This is a genomic window from Streptomyces sp. NPDC057565, assembly GCF_042801455.1.
Lineage (GTDB): Bacteria > Actinomycetota > Actinomycetes > Streptomycetales > Streptomycetaceae > Streptomyces > Streptomyces yanii.
Genome location: NZ_JBHVFU010000023.1, coordinates 100402 through 122044, shown reverse-complemented (window position 1 = coordinate 122044; position 21643 = coordinate 100402). Strand labels below are relative to the sequence as shown.

Below are 21643 nucleotides of genomic sequence, written 5' to 3'. Positions count from 1 at the left end.
GTCCCGCCTGCCCGGCGACGCCTGGCACGCACGCTCGCTGCGTTGTCGGGCTCGCCCGAGTACGTCCAGTACGAGGACGACCCTCCGCCTTGCGACCGCACGCACCGGACGCCGCCGGGCCCACCCTTCGGGCGGACGGCGGGACTTCCGACACACGCCCTCGTGCCCCTCCCGGCAAGCTTTGCCCCGTCGCGCCGCCCGGCCCGCCCTCCCCCAAGGTCTTAAGGGCCAGGGGCCCCCTTCCGCGTTGGCCAAAAGCCCTGGTGGCGAATCGCAGATACCTGGCCGAAAGCAGGCAGGGTGCCCAGCGCCACCCTCAGGGCCCCTCGTCCTGCGGTTCGATCGGCAGACATACCTGAAAGCGAGTGTCGCCCGGCTGCGAGGAGACTCGGATGTCCCCATGATGTTTGTTGACCACGATGCGGTAGGAGATGTCCAGCCCCAGTCCAGTGCCCTCACCGACCGGTTTGGTGGTGAAGAACGGTTCGAAGATCCGAGGTCTGATGTCCGACGGAATCCCTGCGCCGGTGTCGGCCACCTCCACGAGCAGGTGGGCATCCTCCCGCCACGTCCGAATCGTCAGTGTGCCCCCTGCAGGCATGGCGTCCACGGCGTTGATGACCAGATTGGTCCATACCTGATTGAGCTCGGCTCCGAAGGCCGAAATCGGCGGCAGTTCATGGTCGTAGTCCTTGACCACCAGAACATTGGACGGGATCTTCGCCCGCAGCATGGTCAGCGTGGCATCGAGCAACGTGTGCACATCCACGGTCTGTTGTGGCGCCCGGTCCAGCTGTGCGTACTGCTTTGCCGCGCCGACCAGGCCCGAGATGCGGGTCACGGCATCATCGATCTCGCCCATCAGAAGTTCCGCATCGATGGTGTACGCCAGCCACCTCACCGTGGAGCCCAGATTGTCCTCGCCGATGGTGTCGGCCACCGAGGTCAGCCACGGCACGCCGATGTCCGCGGCGACCAGAGTCGGTGCCAGATCCCACGCCTCCGTGACCCCATGCTCCTCGAGCCAGTCGCCGACGGCGTCCTCCGCATCCGCAGCAGCCAGCGCGGGCAGACCGGAAGCCGCAGCTGCTTGTTGAACCGCATCGTCCTGCAGCTCCACGAGACGATGGAGCTCGGTTCCGTCCAGCCGGCCGTCAGCGATCATGGCGAGCTTGTGGCGCATACCGGCCACTCGCTCCCGCAGAGCCGCGGTGGCCCGTACAGCTGCCGCCGCAGGATTGTTCAGCTCATGCGTGAGGCCTGCCGACAGTGACGCCAGGGCCAGCAGCCGCTCGCGCTCATTGACGATGGCATTGGCCGCTCGCGTGCCGAAGAACAAGCCCTCCAGCAGGTGGAGTGCCATCGGGAACCACGTGCGGATCGCGTACGCGAAATCGTCGGCGGGCAACACGAAGAACTCGGTGTCAGTGACAGCTCGCAGGGTGTGCGGATACCGCTGCTCGATGCGGTCCCCGATGTACGAGCGAGTCGCCCCGCTGTACACACCGCGCTGATCGGTGCGAGTGACCTCCACATCGTCGCCGTGGAGTACCCGGCTGAGCGCGATCACCCCGCCGAGCAGCACGAAGAAACACGTGGCCGACTCGCCCTCCTTGTACACGACGCTTCCGGCAGGCCGTTGTTCTGAGCGGCCGCGTTCCGCCAGCCAGCCGAGCTGCTCCTCGCTGAGCTCCTCGAACAGGAACAGAGTCCGCAACTGCTCAGGTGACAGATGTGCTGACGTGGTCACTGCGCCTCCAGATAGCGGTGCACCAGCGCGACGGCCATGGCTCCCTCGCCGACGGCCGATGCGACACGTTTGACCGAGGAGGAACGCACATCTCCCGCGGCGAAGACACCGGGGACGCTCGACTCCAAGTGGTACGGATCTCTCGGCAACCGCCATCCGGGAGGACGCTTTCCTTCGGTCACCAGGTCGGGTCCGGTCACCACGAATCCGCGCTCATCGCGGGTGACCACCCCCGACAACCACTCCGTATGCGGCTCGGCCCCGATGAAGATGAACAGCCACGACGCGTCAATGGTGCGTACGGCACCGGACCGGCTCTCGCGGAGGGTCAGCTGCTGCAGGTGCCCTTCGCCCGCACCGCCGAGCACCTCGGTCCACGGGTGGATCTCGATGTTGGCGATGCCGTTGATCTGGTCGACCAGATAGTTGGACATCGAACGGGTCAGATCACCTTGGCGGATGAGGACGTGAACACGCCGTGCGTAGCGTGAGAAATACACCGCTGCCTGACCCGCGGAGTTGGCACCGCCGACGATGTATACATCCTCCCCGGAGCAGCTGGGCGCCTCGGTGACGGCAGACCCGTAGAAGACGCCCGCCCCCGTGAATTCCTGCAGGCCCGTGGCGGCCAGGCGCCGATAGGACACCCCGGTGGCCAGGACCACGGTGTGCGCGGCAATGGCGCTCTCCGGGCCCAGATGCAGCACCCGGCCCGATCCCGCCACCTCCAGCGCGACAGCCCGCTGCGCGCTGAGAATCTCCGCCCCGAACTTCAGCGCCTGGCGGCGCGCTCGCTCGGTCAGCTGGGAACCGGAGACGCCGTCGGGAAAGCCGAGGTAGTTCTCGATACGGCTGCTCTGGCCGGCCTGCCCGCCGGTCGCCTGCTGTTCCACCAGGACCGTACGCAGTCCCTCCGAGGCCCCGTAGACGGCAGCTCCCAGACCGGCAGGCCCCCCACCGACCACCACCAGGTCGTAGAAATCCGAGGCCGGAACGGTGCTGAGTCCGACGTGCGCGGCGAGCTCTCGCTCGGTGGGACAGACCAGAGGCTTTCCGTCCGGGGTGATGACCAGCGGTACGTCGGCCGCGGACAGCCCTGCGGCTGCCAGTAGGCGCTCCCCCTCCGGCTCGTCGGACAGCAGCCAGCGATAGGGCACGAGGTTACGGGTGAGGAAGTCGCGGACGGCGAAGGAGGGTGCGGACCAGCGGTGCCCGACCACGCGGGTCTCCGTGTCTCCCGGATCCGGTGTGGCGTGCCAGAGGTCCAGCAGAGTGTCGATCACTGGATAGAGGTGCTGTTCCGGCGGGCTCCAGGGTTTGAGGAGGTAGTGGTCGAGGTCCACGACGTTGATGGCGTCGATGGCCGCTTCCGTGTCCGAGTAGGCGGTCAGCAGCACGCGACGGGCGAGCGGAAAGAGATCCATGGCTTCCTCGAGGAACTCGATCCCGTTCATCTGGGGCATGCGGTAGTCGGCGAGCATGAGCGCGAGCTGATCGCCACGGAGCTTGAGCTCACGCAGTGCTTCGAGGGCATCGCGGCCGGAGAGCGCGCGCACGATGCGGTAGCGATCGCCGTACTGTCGCCGGATGTCGCGGGCGACCGCCCGGGAGACTGCCGGGTCGTCGTCGACAGTCAGGATCGTCGGGTTCGCCATGGCTCCATCATTCCCGCAAAGACCGGGAAATGACGGCCGTCCGTCGGTGTGGTGTCTGTGGCATCCGTGGGCCGCGGAGGACCGTCGCGGCGCCTGGCAGGCCGGGAGCGGCGGCAGGAGTTCGCGCTGGGCTCGTTCGGCGGTGCTGGTGTCGCAGTGGCAGGGGCTGCGGTGACAGCGGGGAACGTCGGGCAGGGAGAACTCGGCGAGGACCGGCGGTCCTCCAAAGCGGCGCCGGCACGAGCGGGGATCTCGCTGTCGGCTGGTCTTCAGCTGCGTGTGTGGTGGCGCAACCGGGCGGCTTTCGTGGGCAGGTACCGCTGTTCCGGGGTGCTGGTGGTACGCGCCGCTGCGGCACCGCAGTGGACGAGTGGGTGACCACGGGGCTGCCCGCTACGTGTTCGAGGAGTCCGTACAGGCCGAGGATGTACCGTCCTGACTTCCCGGCGTGTCAGGACTCCGGCAGGAGCGGATCCGGGATGTCGGATTCGTGCATCGGCTGTGCGGTCCAGATGCACTTGCCGGTCGCGGTGTAGCGAGTGCCCCACTGCTGGGAGAGCGCGGCGACAAGCTGCAGTCCCCGGCCGCCTTCGTCCGTCTCGGACGCGTGGCGGATCCTGGGCATGGTCAGACTGCCGTCGGAGACCTCGCAGACCAGCTCGGCGCCGCGTAGGAGCCGCAGTTGCAGCGGTCCCCTTCCGTGGCGTACGACGTTTCCGACCAGCTCGCTGGCGAGCAGCTCCGTGGTCGTCGCCATGTCGTCAAGACCCCACGTGGACAGTTGCTCCCGGACGTGCCTGCGGGCCAGGCCCGCTGCCCGGGGGTCCTCCGGGAGTGGCCAGGAGGCCATCTGGTCGGAGCTGAGCGCGTGCACACGGGCGACCAGCAGGGCTGCGTCGTCGCTGGTGTGCTGTCCGGCGGGGAGCAGGCCGGCGATGAGGGTTTCGCAGAGCCGGTCCAGGTCTTCGCTGTCCCTGGTGCGCAAGAGGCTCGCCAGCTCGGTCATGCCCTCATCGATCTCGCGCTCGGACGATTCGACCAGGCCATTGGTGTACAGCACGAGGAGGCTTCCCGGGGGCATCGTCAGCTCCACCGTCTCGAACGGGGGCTCTGCCGAACCCAGGGGCGGATCCGGGACTGGATGAGGGAAGTGCACGGTGCCGTCGGGGTGGAGCACTGCCGGTGGTGGGTGGCCGGCGCGGGTGAGGGAGCACGTTCCGGTGGTGGAGTCGTACAGGGCATACAGGCAGGTGGCGTACGAGTTCTTCCCGAGGCCTCTGACGATGTCGTTGAGGTGGCTCATGATCTCGTCGGGTGGCAGTTCGAAACCGGCCAGGGTGTGGACGGCCGTGCGCAGCCGTCCCATCGTGACGGCCTCGGAGAGGCCGTGGCCCACCACGTCGCCGACGACGAGCGCGACCCGTCCGGCGGGGAGCGGGATGACGTCATACCAGTCGCCGCCGACGTCCATGCCCTGTCCGGCGGGCAGGTAGCGGGCGGCGGTGGTGCACGCCGGCAGGTCGGGCAGCCTCTGGGGGAGCAGGGCGCGCTGCAGCTCCTGGGACCGGGTGTGCTCGGCGTCGTACAGCCGCGCACGTTCCAGGGCCTGCGCGACGAGGGCGCTGATGGCGGTCAGCAAGGTGCGCTCTTCGTCTGCCAGGCGGCGTGGCTGGTCGAACGCGATCACGCAGACACCGAAGGTGTGCCCGGAGGCGGTCAGCGGCAGGAACGCCCAGGCCTGCTTGTCGATGTCCTGCGGGGTGTAGGCCAAGGCGGGATATCGCGCCGCGAACTCCTGGGCCGAGGAGACGAACAGCGGCCCCTGAGTGGAGATCGCGTCCCAGACGGGGTCTGTGTCGATGCGCGAACGGCCGTCGACGCGTTCGAGGAAGGTGCGGGGGTAGCCGACGGCTCCTACGTTGTGGACCCGGTCGCCCTCGATGGCCTGCACGAGCAGCCCGGTGGCGCGGAACGGCGGCAGCACCCGCTGGGCTACCGCGTCGACCACGTCCCGTGAGGTGGTCGCCTTGGCGAGTGCCGCGGTCAGCTCCGTGATCCGAGAGGCACGCTCGGTGGCGGCCGTCTCGGCGGCGGCCCTCTCGGTCTCGTGTCGGCGCGTCTCGGTGACGTCGGTGAAGTACAGGGTGACCCCGTCGGGCACCGGGACGAGTCGCAGGTGGTAACAGCGTCCTGTCTCCGGCATCTGCACGTCGAAGCCCGCGGGCGTGGCCGTGGCGGCGGCCTGACGGCACCGTGCCTCCATGTCGGCGACCTGCTGTACGGCCGGCAATGTCCACAGCACGCGGCCGAACAGCTCCTCGTCGGAGGAGCCCAGCATGCCCTCCGCCTCGAGGTTGACGAAGGTGATCCGCCAGTCGTCGTCCGCCGAAAGGAAGCCGTCGCTCATATGGCGCAGGGCGTGGCTGAGCGAGTCGCGGGCGGACCGGGACTCGTTGCTGTCCCATGCCGTCCCGATCATCCGGTAGGGCTCGCCCATGTCATCGAGCACCACCCTTGCGCGCGCCTGGGTCCAGCCGTAACTGCCGTCGGGGCGTCGTACTCGATATTCGGCTTGGAATACTCCGTGGTTGCGAATGGCCCTCTCGACGGCGGCGAGCGTCCACGGCAGGTCGTCGGGGTGGACCACCTTCATCCAGCTCTCGACCTGGGGCGTGAAGTCGGCCGGCTCGGCGCCGTAGATGGCCATGGCCGCAGCGTCCCAGGACAGTTCGCCGGTGCGGATGTTCCAGTCCCAGGTGCCTACCTGGACGGCCCTGAGCGCCTGCCGCAGGAAGGTGCCGCTCGGCTCCTCCCGGGCTCGGCGAGTGGGTGGCGGGGCCTGGATCATCCGCTCCTTCGCCCAGGTGGCCACCGCTGTGAGGAACTCCCACTGTTTCCTCGTGGGCTCTCCCGACGCACCTGCCACGACGGTGAGGGCGCCGACGGTGCGCTCCCTGCCGAACACCGGTACGGCTGCCAGGCCCGTCCCGGGCCAGCCTTCGGTCGACGTGGGCGGGGCGGTGCCCGAGGGGGCATGGAGCGTCCACACGCCGGTACCCTGGCGCACCGCGCGGGCCGGAGCCGCGGTGTCTTCCTGGTCGATGATCTCCCACGGCCGGACGAGGACCGGAGGCAGTCCGGCCACCGACACCAGACGTAGTGCCGACATCGGACCACGCAGGTGCACCGTCCCGCCCAGGCCGTCCAGCTCGGCGACGGCGTGCTGAAGGGCGAGCCGCAGCACCTCGCCCTCGGTGACGCCCCTTTCCACACTGTTAAGCAGGTCCAACCGGGCATTCATGGACTAACTGTATATTTCAGTCACCAGATAGGCCTGAAGTCGAGGCCGTCCGTGCCGGGCGCCGTCTCACTCGACCGCTCCACGGACCTTGCCGCCCCGGAACGCCGGAGGACCGCGCGCCACGGCGGTGAACCGCTCTACCGTGCACTGGGCTTCGTCTGTCCCTGCTCCAGTCCTGCTGATCGTCGGCGCGGGATACAGCGCTGCTCGGCCCGGCGGGGAGGCGGCCTGGAGCGATCACGGCAGGTCCGGGCGCTGCGCCTCCGTCCTGCCGGAGGCTGGTACTGCGGCCGGTCGACACTCCGCGCGGCGGCCGGGGCGGAAGGTCCTCGGCTCGTCGGACGCACCCAACGCCGCTCGGACAGGCATGGGACAACCCCCAGTCCTGGCCTGCCCGTTGAAGCGCAGCGCCTTCCGGACAGGCGTCTCCCCGCACAGCGCCACGGGAGTGGTCCCGCGTTCGGTCCTATGCCCCGTTCCGCACCTGTTCAGCTCCTGGCGCATGCACCGGCACGGCCCCTAGCACCAGCACCGCGAGGTCGTCTTCGACCGGCCCCGTGTCGAAGTCGTGCACCGCCTGCCGCACGCGTTCCGCGACGGCCGTGGCACCCAGCCCCACGCACTGGCGCAGCACCTCGGAAAGTCCGTCGTCATCATCCAACTGCCGGTTCCCGCTGCGGCGTTCGGTCACGCCATCGGTCACGCACAGCAGAGTCTCACTCGGTGCGAGGTCGAAGGAGTTGGCGTGGAACTTCGCCCCCTCGTCGATCCCGAGCAGCATCTGCGGGACCGAGATCGCCGCCACCGAGCCGTCGGCGGACAGCCGCAGAGGCAGAGGGTGCCCGGCGCAGGCGATCTTGCAGTGTGCGCCGCCCGCCACGGGGTCGGGCTCCAGCTCCCCGTAGAGCAGGCTCAGGAACTGGGGCCGGGCCTGCTCGCCGCCGAGCGCCGCGGCCTCGGCGCTCTCCTCCGCCATCGCGCAGTTCAGCCTGTCGAGCACCGACTCGACGCCGTGGCCCTCGCGTGCCAGCATCCGTACCAGGTGCCGCGCCAGGCCGGTGACGGACATCGCCTCCGGGTCGTGGCCGCACACGTCGCCGAGTAGGAAGCCCCAGCGCTGCCCTCCCAGCGGGAACAGGTCGTAGAAGTCGCCGCCGACGGTCTGGCCGTGGCCGCGCGGCTCGTAGACGATCGCCGTGTCCATGCCTGGGATGCTGGCGAGGGAAGCGGGCAGTTGCCTGCGCTGGAGCGCTCGGCTGATGGTCGTCTGCTCGGTGTACTGGCGGGCCGTGGCCACCGCCTGGGCGACACGCCGTGCCAAATCTTCCGCGAGTCGCACGACTCCGTCGGTCATCTGCAGCAGTCCCGCCCGGCCGAGCAGCAGCACGCCATGGCAGTGACCGCCCGTGACGAGGGGGAAGGCGATTGCGGAGCCGCCCGTGTTCACGCTCTCCGGCCAGGGCCAGGGGATACCCGTCGTGGCGAGCCTGGCGGGCGGCGGGTCCTTCTCCAGCACGCGCCGTAGTGCGTTGATGCACCGTTCGTCCGCATGCCAGACGCGGGAGAGCCGCAGACCGCCGTTCTCGGTGCTCAGCCACACGCCGCACCAGTCGGCGAGCCTGGGCACGATCAGTTGCCCGGCGAGGGCGGCGACCATGTCCTGGTCGAGCTGGCCGGCGAGGAGCTCGCTTGCCTCGGCAAGGAACGAAGGCCCTCCGCGGTCGACCCACTCGGCGGTGTCGTCGCGACGGCCGTGCGGCGGGGCGGTCGCGAGGCTGTCCGTGGTGCGCGGTTCGCCCTCGGTGGCGCCGTCGACAGGACTGTCGACCGGATCGGCTTCCTCGGCCGTGGTCTCCAACCGGAACCACACCGTCTTCTGGGTGCGCCGGTACGTCACGCCCCACGACTCTGCCCGCGCGCGGACGAGCTGGAGGCCACGGCCGTACCGTGCGCCCCCGGCGTCCTTGCTGCCGAGCACGGTGCGGGAAGGGTGGCGGTCCGCCACCTCGATGACGACGTCGACAGGTCCGTCCGCGTCGAGGGGGCCATTCACGTTGAGGAGGGAAGCGGCGCGTGAGCCGTGGCCAGTCTCGAGGCGGCAGACGACCTCGATCGTGGTACCGGCGTGCATGACGGCGTTGGTGACCAGTTCGCTGACCAGGAGCATGGCGTCGTCGACGAGCCGGTCGGTGATCTTCGGTGAGTCAGGAACCGCAGGATCGGTCCACTCGCCGAGTGCCGCGCGCACAAAGGTGCGCGCGGCGGATGCCGTGCAGTCGTCGGCAGGCAGAGTCGTCCGCGAGACGAACTCGCGGTGGGAGGACAACGGCGCTTCGGGCGACTCCTTGGAGTTTCCGACGACTGACCGAATCATGTAACGTATTTTACGACAAAGTGCCTATATGTCCCGAGCCTGAGCGTGAGCTGCCATGGCACTCGACCCGCCCTCCGATGCCGTTTCCCCCGCCCCTCATTCCCCGGAATCCCCCGATTCCCCGGAACGCGTGGCCCGGCCGGGCTCCTCCCCGGACGGGCAGTGGGTGCGCACGGCTGAACTGCGTCCACTTCTCGCAGCGTTGAATTCGTTGTGCGATGGCGACTTCACCGTACGTGTGCAGGGTGCAGACGAAGGTGTCCTGGCCGAGATGGCAGGGGTGTTCAACCAGGTCAGCGCGCGAAATGCCCATCTGGCCGCGGAACTCCAGCGCGTGCGCCGCGAGGTTGTGCGGCAGGGCAGACTGGACGAGCGGATCGCGGCGAGCCCCGGGCAAGGGGCATGGGCGACGAGCGTGGACGCAGCGAACCAGCTCGTGGAGGCGCTGGTGGCCCCGGTGGCGAAAGCGACACGCGTGCTGGACGCGGTTGCTGCCGGCGATCTGACGCAGCGGGTGGACATGCACGACGGCAACCGTCAACTCCGCGGTGACCTACGGCGTCTGGGACTCGTGGTGAACCGCATGGTCGACCAGCTGTCCCTGTTCACGGGCGAGGTCACGCGTGTCGCACGAGAGGTCGGGACAGAAGGGCGGCTCGGCGGGCGGGCCAAGGTGCAGGGTCTGTCGGGCGACTGGCGTTACGTCACCGAGGCCGTCAACACGATGGCAGCGCGGTTGACGGCGCAGGTGCGCGACATCGCCGTGGTGACGACGGCAGTGGCGCGCGGCGACTTGACCCAGCAGGTGACGGTCGAGGCGACCGGCGAGCTGTTGGAACTGAAGCTCACCGTGAACACCATGGTGGACCAGCTTCGGGCGTTCGCGGATGAGGTGACGCGAGTCGCCCGCGAGGTCGGCACGGAAGGGCAGTTGGGTGGACGTGCTCAGGTGCCCGGGGTCTCCGGGGTGTGGAAGGACCTCACCGACAACGTCAACCTCATGGCCTCGAACCTCACCTCGCAGGTCCGCAACATCGCCCAGGTGACCACCGCCGTCGCCAACGGCGATCTCAGCCAGAAGATCACCGTGGACGCACAGGGCGAAATTCTCCAGCTCAAAAGCACCGTGAACACGATGGTCGACCAACTGTTGGCGTTCGCGGATGAGGTGACGCGAGTCGCGCGCGAGGTCGGCACCGAGGGGCGCCTGGGCGGGCGAGCCCAGGTCCGCGGGGTCTCCGGGGTGTGGAAGGACCTCACCGACAACGTCAACTTCATGGCGGACAACCTCACCTCGCAGGTCCGCAACATCGCCCAGGTCGCCACCGCCGTCGCGCAGGGTGATCTCGGCAAGACGATCACGGTGGAGGCAAAGGGCGAGATCCTGGAGCTGAAGTCGACGATCAACACGATGGTCGACCAGCTCTCGGCGTTCGCGGATGAGGTGACGCGAGTCGCGCGCGAGGTCGGCACCGAGGGGAACCTGGGCGGGCAGGCGCAGGTCCGAGGCGTTTCCGGTGTCTGGAAGGACCTCACCGACAACGTCAACTTCATGGCGCTGAACCTCACCTCGCAGGTCCGCAACATCGCCCAGGTGACCACGGCCGTCGCCAACGGCGACCTGTCGAAGAAGATCGACGTGGACGCGCGCGGCGAGATCCTGGAGCTGAAGGACACCGTCAACACGATGGTCCAGCAACTGCGGGCGTTCGCGGATGAGGTGACGCGAGTCGCGCGCGAGGTCGGCACCGAGGGGAACCTGGGCGGGCGGGCGCAGGTCCGCGGGGTCTCCGGTGTCTGGAAGGACCTCACCGACAACGTCAACTTCATGGCGGACAACCTGACCTCCCAGGTCCGCAACATCGCCCAGGTCGCCACCGCCGTCGCGCAGGGCGACCTGTCGAAGAAGATCGACGTGGACGCGCGCGGCGAGATCCTGGAGCTGAAGACCACCATCAACACGATGGTCGACACGCTCTCCTCGTTCTCCTCCGAGGTGACACGGGTCGCCCGCGAGGTCGGCAGCGAGGGACAGCTGGGCGGCCAGGCCCGAGTCGAGGGCGTCTATGGAACGTGGAAGCGGCTCACCACCAGCGTCAATGAACTCGCCTCGAACCTCACCAGCCAGGTCCGCGCTATCGCCGAGGTCGCCAGCGCCGTGACCCAGGGCGACATGTCCCGTGCCATCTCGGTCGAGGCACAGGGCGAGGTCGCCGAGCTGAAGAACAACGTCAACCTCATGGTGGCCAATCTCCGCGAGACCACCCGCGCCAAGGACTGGCTGGAATCCAACCTCACTCGCATCGCCGGTCTCATGCAGGGCCACCGAGATCTCGTCGAGGTCGCCGACCTGATCCTGCGCGAGCTGACGCCATTGGTGAACGCACAGTTCGGAGCGTTCTTCCTGACCGAGGCCGCGGCCAAGCCGGGGGAGGGGCTTCAGTTCATCGCCGGCTACGGCACCGATGCGGCCAGGGGGAGCGGCCCGTTGCCCGAGTCCGGGACGCCTGGCCGCGGGCTGATCACCCAGGCCGCTCTGGAGAAGAAGCGCATCCTCATCGCCGATGTCCCACCGGACTACATCACCATCAACTCCGGGCTAGGCGCCGCGCTTCCGGCCAGCGTCGTCATCCTGCCGATCCTCTTCGAGGACCAGGTGCTCGGAGTGATCGAGCTGGCCTCGTTCAGCAAGTTCAGTGACGTACACCTGGCCTTCATCGACCAGTTCGTCACCACCATCGGCGTCTCCATCAACACCATCATCGCCAACTCCCGTACCGAGTCCCTGCTCTCGGAGTCCCAGCGCCTCACCAGCGAGCTGCGCAAGCGGTCGGACGAGCTCCAGCGGTCCAATGCGGCGCTGGAGGAGAAGGCAGCCCTGCTCGCCACGTCCTCGCAGTACAAGTCCGAGTTTCTGGCGAACATGTCGCACGAGCTGCGCACCCCGCTCAACTCGCTGCTGATCCTGGCCGGCCTGCTTGCCGACAACCCGGATGGCACGCTGTCCGAGCAGGAGGTGCAATTTGCGGCCACCATCCACCGCTCGGGCTCGGATCTGCTGCAGCTGATCAACGACATCCTCGACCTGTCGAAGATCGAGGCGGGCCGGATGGATGTCCGCCCGAGGACATTGCCCCTGGTCAAGCTGCTGGACTACGTGCAGGCCACGTTCCGCCCGCTGACCCTCGACCGCGGGCTCGCCTTCGACGTCACGGTCGGCGAGAACGTGCCGAGAGAGCTGGTCTCGGACGAGCAGCGTCTCCAGCAGATCCTGCGTAATCTGCTGTCCAACGCCGTGAAGTTCACCTCCTCCGGCGGCGTGGAGCTGCGCGTCGAGTGCGTGCCGGGAACGAAGTTCGAGGACCGGTCGCTGCGGAACGCCGAGACCGTCATCGCGTTCTCGGTCAAGGACACCGGCACCGGCATACCGCCCGAAAAATTGTCGGTGATCTTCGATGCGTTCCAGCAGACCGACGGCACCACCAGTCGCAAGTACGGAGGGACCGGGCTCGGGCTGTCCATCAGCCGCGAGATCGCCGGGCTGCTCGGCGGCCAGATCGTCGCCGAGAGCGAACTGGGCGTCGGATCCTGCTTCACTCTCTACGTTCCGTCGCGCTACCCCGGCGTCTTCCCGGAGCCCGACGCGGTGGCTGCGCCGGCCGCCCCCGCTGCGCTCCCTGGACAGGCCGAACCGTCGCCGGACACTGCAGACTACGCGCCGAGCGGCGTCTTCGGGAACGCGGACAGCCTGATCGGCAAGGGAATCCCGGGGGCCGCCGACGGCCGAGACGACACCTGGCCGGAGACGACGCGGCTCAGGGAGTGGCTGAGCGGGCGCCCCGGCCGCGTGCTGGCAGGGCGCCGCATCCTGATTGTCGACGACGACATCCGGAACGTCTTCGCGCTCACGCATATGCTGGGCCGCGTCGGCATCACCGTGAAGTACGCCGAAAACGGCCGCGAAGGCATCGACGTCCTCGAGCGGTCTCCCGACGTGTCACTGGTCCTGATGGACATCATGATGCCCGAAATGGACGGCTACGAGACGATCCGGACTATCCGGCGCACGCCTCGTCTTGCCGGGCTGCCCATCGTCGCGCTCACGGCCAAGGCCATGCCGGGCGACCGCGAGAAGGCGATCGAAAGCGGCGCCTCCGACTACGTCCCCAAGCCCGTGGACGTGGACCGCCTGCTGACGGTCATCTGCGACCTGCTCGACCCGCAAGGCGCCCCTCCGGCACCGGAGACAGGAGCCGGTGGAGAGTCACATCCGGCAGGAGAAGACGGCGCAGACCCTCCGAGGCGGATATGACCATTAACACTCCGGAGAAGGCCAGCATCCTGATCGTCGACGACATGGAGGAGAACCTGGTTGCGCTGGAGGCTGTACTCGGCTCGCTCGACCAGCAGCTGGTACGCGCCCACTCGGGAGAGGAGGCCCTCAAAGCGATGCTGCGCCAGGAGTTCGCGGTCGTGCTGCTCGATGTCCTGATGCCCGGCATGGACGGTTTCGAGACCGCCGCCAACATCAAGCGTCTGGACCAGACCAAGGACGTGCCCATCATCTTTCTGACCGGGACCGAGGCCGACACGGACTACCTCTACCGGGGGTACGCGATCGGCGCCGCCGACTTCCTGACCAAACCCTTCGACCCATGGCTGCTTCGCACCAAGGTCAACGTCTTCCTGGATCTGTACCGCAAGAACCGTCAGCTCGCCGCACAGGCCGAGCAACTGCGCCGTCTGCTGGTCGGGGAACCGACTCCCGCCGCGCCGGTAGGCCCGGCGGGAGCGGTAGAGCCCATGGGGGGTGCCCGCGACAGCCTGTCGCGGGCACGGGACGCAGGTGCGGGTGCCAGTGCGGGCAGTGGCCAGCAGCTGGCGGAGATCACCGAGCGGCTCGCCCAGATCGAGCTGCAACTACGGGATGCCGAAGGCGCCGAGGCAGTCGGCCTCGCCGACCGCATCGCCGACCTCGAACGTACCGTCCGCAGCCTGCGCGCGGGCCGGGACGCCTACTAGGTCTTTGTCGGCACGCGAGGTAGATGCCGGCCCCGGTGGCCAGGAGGCGATGTGCGAGGTCCAGGGCCTGGTAGAGGGTCAGGATCCGGCAGGGGCATCTGGCCGGGTCCGCTGTTCGGCCAGGAGCGGACGGGCGGTCGGCGACTGGGCGCATTTCTGGGAGGTCTGGGACGCCAGGGGCACCAGTTCTCGCCCTGGGCTTGGACGCGAGCTTCCGGGCTTGCTCAGCGTAAGTACCGATGGGGACGCGGGTGACGGTCGTTCAGGGTGCCGGAGTGGTGGGGGCACTGGGTGGTGAGGGCGGCGGGGGCGCTGAGTGATGGTTGTTCAGGGTGGTGGTGGGGGTGTGATTTTTGGGTGTTGTGGGGGGTGGTGGGCTGGGGTCGGGTGCTGCCGAGAGGGTGAGGGGGTGGGGGTAAGTCGCCCGGAAGGGCTAATCGGGTGCCAGTGAGGCTTACTGTCCTATTGTTTGATGGTTCGTCAGGTTGTCTCTGGGTGTGTGGGGAGTGGGGTGCGTACACCCGGTCGGCCCTGTGGTGTCATGCCGTGGATCTGTCCCGATATGACAGGTAGTGAGGTGGTAAGTACGTTCGTCTCAGGTCGGCTGCCCAGCCGGCGTCTCTGAGACAGGAAGAAGTGACATGACCACGCGCACTGTCGCTGTAACCGCTGCCGTAGCAGGCGCAGCGGTTCTGGCTACTACCGGCATTACGTATGCCTCGGCTTCCGGGTCCGCTCCGGCTGCCCCGGCAGTACAGCAGGCTGCTCCGGCTGTTGCTCCGCTGGGTGGTGACGGCGGGACCGGAACCGGGAGCGGAAACGGGAACGGGAACGGGAACGGGAACGGGAAGGGGAACGAGGGCAAGGGGAATGAGGGCGGCTACGGCGGTGGCGGCGGTGGCGGCTACGGTGGCGGCAACGAGCGTGGTGGTTTCCGCTACAAGGAGGAGGGCCGGATCTTCATCAACGAGCGGTCGTACTCGGCTCGTGGTGAGGATGGCTGCATCACGGTGGTGAGCGGTCTGGGTGCCCGGAGCTTCAACATCCGTAACGAGAGCCGCCGGACTGTTGAGTTCTTCCGCGGGGCGACCTGCGACAACGGTTCCCCGGTTGCGACGGTCGGTCCCTGGAGCACCAGCAACGGTGTCTTCACGCGTCAGCACATCCGTGGCGGCGTGTTCGTCAAGAACGGTGTCGTGGGCAGCTTCCGGGTGGTCCGGGACCACTTCAACAAGGAGTGGTGAGGAACCACTTCCACAGGTGGTAGAGCAGGGTCTGCATGACATGGAAACCCCGGCCCGTCGGAATCGGGCCGGGGTTTCCGGCATGGGGGCACACGGCTGGGGGTGCCTGTCCGGGGTGGGCGTGTGCGGCGCACACCCGGTTTCCTGTGCATAGGCCTGGCCATACTAAGGGGTGTCCCGCTGTCCCCGGGGGCGCACGGTGACAATGGCGGCACCCTTGCTGCACTGTCGGAACGCTCGAATGTGCCTGGTGTGGGGATGCCCTTGCGTTCTGTGATGCACCGCGCCTGGTACGGCGGGCTGATCGGCCGGGAATGGCGGGGCGGCCCTTGAGGGTTCGCTGCTGCCTGGTGTGGTGCGGTGCGGTTGGCGGCTCGGACGGCTGAAGCCGCGCGAGCCGGGATCCGGGGGTTGTCGGTGGGATGCCCGCTGTGTGGGCGGCTTGTTCAAGTGGGGCGGGGTCCGGCCGCGAGAAAGCGTGGCCTTGAGCGGCCATTGCAGGCTGCCGCAACTGCGCCTGCTCTGTGCGTGGTTGCTTCATCCGGTCTTGCCGTCCACCCAGAGACCGTCCATCCCGTTCGGGAAGCGCGTCATCTTCGTCACCCTGCTCGCGGCAGCCGCCGGAAGCTTGTGGGGCTGTGAGCTGCTGTCGGTTTGCTGAGCTGAAGTGAGTGGTGGCGAGCGGGAGTGAGTCCCGTCGGTGGGTTTGTGGGGGCGTGAACGGGGGTTCTGTGGTCGAATGGGTGACCTTGGTGGCTGCTGCTCGTTGGGCTGGACAGCGGGTGGCTGGCCTTTGAGGGCGGGGGTGATGTGGTGGGTGGTGTGCGGGAGTTGGCCGTGCCCTTCGTGGTGCCGGGGCCCTGCGGGGTGGCGGTTCGGGACCGGCTCAAGCACCTCACCTCCCGGGACGAGAGGGTGCTGCGTGCGGTCGGTGAGCATCAGGGTGCGTTGGCCTCCCGTGATCTCAAGGCCCGCTGCGCGGACGGTCTGGAGCACAGCGCGGACAGCTGGGCGGCGCGCAAGCGGGACCTGACGCCGCTGTCGTCGTCGCGGATCGCCGGTGCGATCACCAAGGCCACACACGATCAGTGGGCGCTCGCGCGCCGCTGCCAGGCCGCACACATCCAGACGCTGGCAGCCGGGATCAGAACGCTGCGGCACCGCCTGTCCCTCCCGATCGGTGAACCCGGAACGAAGCGGGCCGCAGGAGGCTACCGCTCCAAGGGCGAGTGGTTCCACAAGTCCCGCCGTCTCGCGATGCTGGAAGATCGGCATGCTGCTGCTGTTGCCGAGTGGCAGGCCGGGCGGGTGCGGGTGGTGCGGGGCGGCAGACGTCTGCTCAACACCCGCCACCACCTCGCCGAGGCCGGGCTCACCGAGGAGCAGTGGCGGGAACGGTGGGAGGCGGAGCGCTGGTTCATCGCGGCGGACGGCGAGTCGGGGAAGCGGTTCGGGAACGAGACGATCCGCGTCACCCCGAACGGCGAGGTCAGCATCAGACTGCCGGCCCCGCTCGCGCACCTCGCCAACGCCCGGCACAGCCGGTACGTCCTCACCACCCGGATCGGCTTCGCGCACCGGGGCCAGGAGTGGGCCGACCGCATCGCCGCGAACCGGGCCGTGGCCTACCGCATCCACCTCGACACCCAGCGCGGCCGCTGGTACCTCACGGCCTCGTGGCAGCGCCCCGTCGTGAAGACCATCCCGCTGTCCGCCGCCCGCGCCCGGGGCATGATCGGTGTCGACACCAACGCCGACCACTTCGCCGCCTACCGGCTCGACCGGCACGGCAACCCCATCGGCGACCCGCGCCGCTTCCCCTACGACCTGTCCGGGACCGCCGGTCACCGCGACGCACAGCTCCGCCACGCCCTGACCCGCCTGATCCACTGGGCCAGGCGAGTCGGTGTCGCCGCGATCGGCATCGAAGACCTCGACTTCACCACCGAGAAAACCCGGGAGAAGCACGGCCGCCGCAAACGGTTCCGGCAGCTCATCTCCGGCATCCCGACCGGGAAACTGAAGGCCCGACTGGTGTTGATGGCCGCCGAACACGGCCTGAGCATTGTCGCGGTCGACCCGGCCTACACCTCCCAGTGGGGTGCCCAGCACTGGCAGAAACCACTGGCCACCCCGCACCGCACCATGTCCCGTCACGATGCCGCCGGTATCGCGATCGGACGACGCGCCCTCGGACACCCGATCCGGGATGGGGTATCCCCTGCTCGAACGGAGTTGAGAGCTTGGGGAAGGACGGCACCGCCCCCGCACGACCGGAGCGATCGTGCGGGGCATCGGACCGCGCAGGCCGGGTCAGGTGACCGGGGGCGTGAGGGAACCCGCCCACCCGCAACGGACCGGCCCCCCCGGAGGGCCGTCGCCGAACGGGACGCGAACGCGGGAACCCGGCGCATCCAACACCGTTCGGGATGCGCCCAGTACGCAGCAGTGGGTCCAGGACTCACTCACGCACACTGGCTAGGAACGGTAACGGAAGTCTGTCGGCAGCCCTGCGTCGCACCGCTCGTCGCTCCACGTGCTCATCGCGCGAGCCGTGTCGGCGAACGCCGGGAGAGGGTCCGGGGCGGGGCGGGGTGGGGTGGGGGCAGGGGTGCCAGGCCGGCGGCCGGATGGGCTTGAGCGGCACAACGACCACGTGCGCGCAGCCGTCACACCAGCCGGACGCTTCCGGCGCGGCGGCCTCGGTGAGCTCCGCCGGGACCGCGCGGTCGAGGTGCTCGCGCAGCAGCGCCCGGTGGCCGGCCTCATCGAGGTTGAGGACCAGGCGCCGGTCAGCCTCAACGAGGCATACCCCTGCGGCAGGCGGCGGTGCATTCGTCAAGAGACGAACTCGGCTCCCTGCGCTGCCCGTTGAGGGGTGCGGCTGGGCAGCTCGGACAGGTCGGCGGCCAGGAGCGTCACGGTTGCCGGGGCCGGCTCGCTGAGGACACGGCCTGTGGAGCCACCGGCCGCGAGACACGCTTACGACCTCCAGCCGGAACCGCCCACGCTGCAGATCCTCGACGCTGCCGGCGTGCACTCGTACGCCGACCTCCAGATGCGGCGGCAATCGGGATACTTGGGCTCCAGCCGATGAAGGGACTCGATGAGAGTGTCCAGCACGCCCCAGACGAGCAATACCATCAGCAACCCCGTGGTCCCCGGGTTCCACCCCGACCCGAGCATTTGCCGGGTGGGCGCGGACTACTACCTCGCGTGCTCCAGCTTCGAGTACTTCCCCGGCGTGCCCATATTCCACAGCCGGGACCTGGTCCACTGGACGCAGATCGGCAACGCCTTGGAACGGCCTGACCAACTGCGTCTATCGCCTGACGCCGCCTCCTCCGGCGGGATCTACGCGCCCACGCTGCGCCATCACGACGGCCGTTTCTGGCTGATCACTACGAACGTGCACGACGGCGGCAACCTGCTGTTCACCGCCACCGATCCGGCCGGCCCCTGGTCCGACCCGATCCGGGTGCCCGGGGTACCGGGCATCGACCCCGATCTCGCCTGGGACGACGACGGCAACTGCTGGTGCACCTATGCCGGAGTCGGACAGATTCGCATCGATCCGCACACCGGGGAATCGTTCGGTCCACCGCGCCGGCTCTGGTCCGGCACCGACGATGCCAAAGCTCCGGAAGCGCCGCATCTGTACCGGATCGACGACTACTGGTACTTGCTCATCGCCGAAGGCGGCACCGAGCGAGGCCATGGTGTTTCGATCGCTCGTGGCCGCACACCTACCGGCCCGTTCGAGCCGTGCCCGGACAACCCGATTCTGACGCACCGCGGAACCGATTACCCCATTCAGAACACCGGTCACGCGGATCTGGTGCAGGCACCCGACGGTTCGTGGTGGATGGTGCTGCTCGGGGTGCGACCGCGCGGTGGCACCCCGGGCTGGCACGTACTCGGCCGCGAGACGTTCCTGGCCGCGGTGAGCTGGGTCGACGGCTGGCCGGTCGTCGGCGACCTGTCTCCCGTGATGCCCGCGCCCCCGTGGCCGCTTCAGCCGGGCGCCGTCGCGCCGGTCCGGGACGACTTCGACCTCAGTGAGCTGGCCCCGTGCTGGGTCTCGCCGCGCCAGCGCCCTGCGGAGAACTGCACCACGAAGGAACGGGCCGGCTGGCTGACGCTGCACGCCCGTGGGAGCTCACTCGACGACCTCGGCGTGACGTTCATCGGCCGGCGCCAACAGCACCTGTCCTGCCGGGTACGCACGCTGGTCGACCCGGCGGAAGGACGCGGTGGCCTGGCCGTCCGCCTCGACGAGCAGCACCACTACGCTATCGAGGCGGCGTTCGGCAAGGTACGGGTGCTCGCCCGCATCGGCCCTCTGCACACAGTGGTGGCGTCTCAGCAGACACCCGCCGGGCCCCTGGTCCTCAGGATCGAGGTGGCCGTTACGCAGGACGTAGGCGACGCGCGTACCGGCCCGGACACCCTCTCCATCGGCATAGAGGAACCGGACGGCACGTTCGTCGAGCTCACGACGCTCGATGGACGGTACCTGTCCACGGAGGTCGCCGGCGGTTTCACCGGCCGGGTCATCGGAATGTACGCCTCAGCCGGTACCGTCCACTTCGACTGGTTCGACTATGAGCCGCTCGATGGCTGAACGCCGGTCGTGGATCGGTGTGGATGGCGGACCCGCGGACATCGAAGGGCGCTGAAGCCAACCGTGTCCCTGGGCGTGAGAGCCGGGCTGCTGACCGCTGCGGTGAGGTAGGAGAGGCGGACGACCAGGACCGCGAGCCACTGTTTGATCTTTCGTGTGGCGGAAGGTGGTTGGCCGATCCCGGATGCGCAGCCGGCTGCGGCTGAGGCGGTTTCGCGGTCGGTACGAGTCCAACCGTTGCCGCCGGTCAGGCTGATGGCCGGGAGGGTGCTGGGCGCGTCGCTGATCACATGGTGCTTCGACACCGGCGCTGAAGTGGCGCAACTGACCGGCACGGTGGACGGACCAACGCAGACTGCACCCGGATCATCGTCCGGCGCGAGCGCCCTCACCTGGAAGGCCGCGTCCGGGGCGTCCAGGGTGGAGTGCAGGACGGGTAAACAGTCAATGACGACATCCTGACAGCGGGATAGGGTTCGGCTGAGAAGAATCCGCTCGGTCCACACAACCTGCACCAGGGCCGGACGCGATGGCCGCCCGAGGAGGAGCTGGATGCTGCAGGCACTGGGATTGGGTCCGGCCGAAGAGGCTGTCTACACGGCACTGCTGGCCCGCCCGACAGCCTCTGCGCAGGACCTCGCCCGGCAGACCGGACTTGAGAAGGCCGAGACCACCCGCATCCTGCTTGACCTGGCGACACGTGGCTTGGTGGCGGTCGCCACCGAGGCCGGGAACGGGGCACCTGACTCGGCTGACTGCGGGGCCGGCCGCCGGCCCGCACGCTACCGGCTCACACCACCCTCGGTGGCCCTGGCCCCGCTCCTTGTCGAGCAGCGCAACGCGCTGCACCGGGCCGAGACCGCGTTCTCGATGCTGACCGAGCAGTACCGCAGTACGGCTGCACACCCTGCGGGCAGCGTCGTGGAGGTGGTCGTCGGCGTGGAGCAGGTCGCACACCGGTTCCACCAACTGCAGCGCGGCGCCCAGCGGGAGTTGCTCGTCTTCCTCGTCGGCGCGCCCATCGCGGTGCCGCGCGAGGAAGCCGACGTGTCGGAGAGCTCCGCGCTGGACCGCGGAGTCGATTTCCGGGTCGTGGCTGCCAAGGACTACCTCGATGGTCACGAGGTAGCGCGGGACGTGAGGGAGGCCATGATGGCGGGTCTCGAGCTCCGCCTGGTCGACTCGTTGCCGCTGAAGATGGTCGTGTCGGACCGGGAGCGTGCCATGGTGCCACTGGACATGGCGGACTCAGGGGGCGAGCCGAGCGCCATCGTGGTGCACCGTAGCGGCCTGCTGACGGCCCTGGTCCATCTCTTCGAGAAGGAATGGGCCCAGGCACGGCCGCTGTACAACACCACCACGGGTGTGCGTGCGGAGGCGACAGCCGATCAGCAGCCAACCGAGGGGGAACTGGAAGTCCTCGCCCTGCTGCTGGCAGGGATCTCCGACCGGCGGGCAGCTTCCCAACTCGGCCTCTCCATACGCACCGTGGAGCGACGGACACGCCGTCTGATGGACCTTGCCGGAGCGGATTCGCGCCTGCAACTCGGGTGGCACGCCGCACGTGCGGGCTGGCTCTGACCTCTTCCTCCTCGGCCCGAGGGCCGAGGAGTCTCCGTGTGTTGCTGGTCACTGTGCGAGGGTGGCCGCCAACTCCTGGCGGGTTCCTGCTT

The 21643-nt window shown here is 68.6% G+C and carries 9 protein-coding genes and 1 pseudogene; 6 read left to right on the top strand and 4 right to left on the bottom strand.

Going from position 1 to position 21643, the window contains the following annotated elements:
- Nucleotides 1–316: 316 nt before the first annotated feature.
- The 4 genes from ACFU8W_RS30980 to ACFU8W_RS30965 form a co-directional block, all read right to left on the bottom strand.
- Nucleotides 317–1750 (bottom strand): ATP-binding protein, encoded by a 1434-nt coding sequence (locus ACFU8W_RS30980; RefSeq protein WP_384044059.1) that lies wholly within the window; start codon nucleotides 1748–1750, stop codon nucleotides 317–319.
- Nucleotides 1747–3405: an FAD-dependent oxidoreductase gene (locus ACFU8W_RS30975; RefSeq protein ID WP_384044056.1), complete on the bottom strand. Its 1659-nt coding sequence runs from the start codon at nucleotides 3403–3405 to the stop codon at nucleotides 1747–1749. The genes ACFU8W_RS30980 and ACFU8W_RS30975 overlap by 4 nt, the downstream gene beginning before the upstream one ends.
- Before the next feature lie 451 nt (nucleotides 3406–3856).
- Nucleotides 3857–6706 carry a SpoIIE family protein phosphatase gene (locus ACFU8W_RS30970; RefSeq protein WP_384044053.1) on the bottom strand — a complete coding sequence of 950 codons (2850 nt, stop codon included), beginning with the start codon at nucleotides 6704–6706 and terminating at the stop codon, nucleotides 3857–3859.
- 466 nt (nucleotides 6707–7172) lie between these two features.
- Complete coding sequence (locus ACFU8W_RS30965; RefSeq protein WP_384044050.1) at nucleotides 7173–9080, bottom strand: SpoIIE family protein phosphatase; 1908 nt, start codon at nucleotides 9078–9080, stop codon at nucleotides 7173–7175.
- Nucleotides 9081–9135: 55 nt separating this feature from the next.
- On the opposite strand from ACFU8W_RS30965, the gene ACFU8W_RS30960 reads away from it, so the two are divergent.
- From ACFU8W_RS30960 to ACFU8W_RS30935, 6 genes and pseudogenes are all read left to right on the top strand, one after another.
- The gene (locus ACFU8W_RS30960) at nucleotides 9136–13392 is read left to right on the top strand and encodes a HAMP domain-containing protein (RefSeq protein ID WP_384044047.1); all 4257 of its coding nucleotides are present in this window, start codon (nucleotides 9136–9138) and stop codon (nucleotides 13390–13392) included.
- Entirely contained in the window at nucleotides 13389–14102 is a 714-nt protein-coding gene (locus tag ACFU8W_RS30955; RefSeq protein ID WP_384044044.1) for a two-component system response regulator, read from the top strand. The genes ACFU8W_RS30960 and ACFU8W_RS30955 overlap by 4 nt, the downstream gene beginning before the upstream one ends.
- Before the next feature lie 641 nt (nucleotides 14103–14743).
- Nucleotides 14744–15346, top strand: a complete 603-nt coding sequence (locus ACFU8W_RS30950) for a hypothetical protein (protein WP_384044041.1) — start codon at nucleotides 14744–14746, stop codon at nucleotides 15344–15346.
- An 813-nt stretch (nucleotides 15347–16159) separates the two neighbouring features.
- Nucleotides 16160–17828, top strand: a pseudogene (locus ACFU8W_RS30945) (IS200/IS605 family accessory protein TnpB-related protein).
- Nucleotides 17829–18452: 624 nt separating this feature from the next.
- A complete protein-coding gene (locus tag ACFU8W_RS30940) occupies nucleotides 18453–19970 on the top strand; it encodes a glycoside hydrolase family 43 protein (RefSeq protein WP_384044039.1) in 1518 nt (505 codons plus the stop codon).
- 552 nt (nucleotides 19971–20522) lie between these two features.
- Nucleotides 20523–21551, top strand: a complete 1029-nt coding sequence (locus ACFU8W_RS30935) for a helix-turn-helix domain-containing protein (protein WP_384044036.1) — start codon at nucleotides 20523–20525, stop codon at nucleotides 21549–21551.
- The last annotated feature ends 92 nt before the right edge of the window (nucleotides 21552–21643 follow it).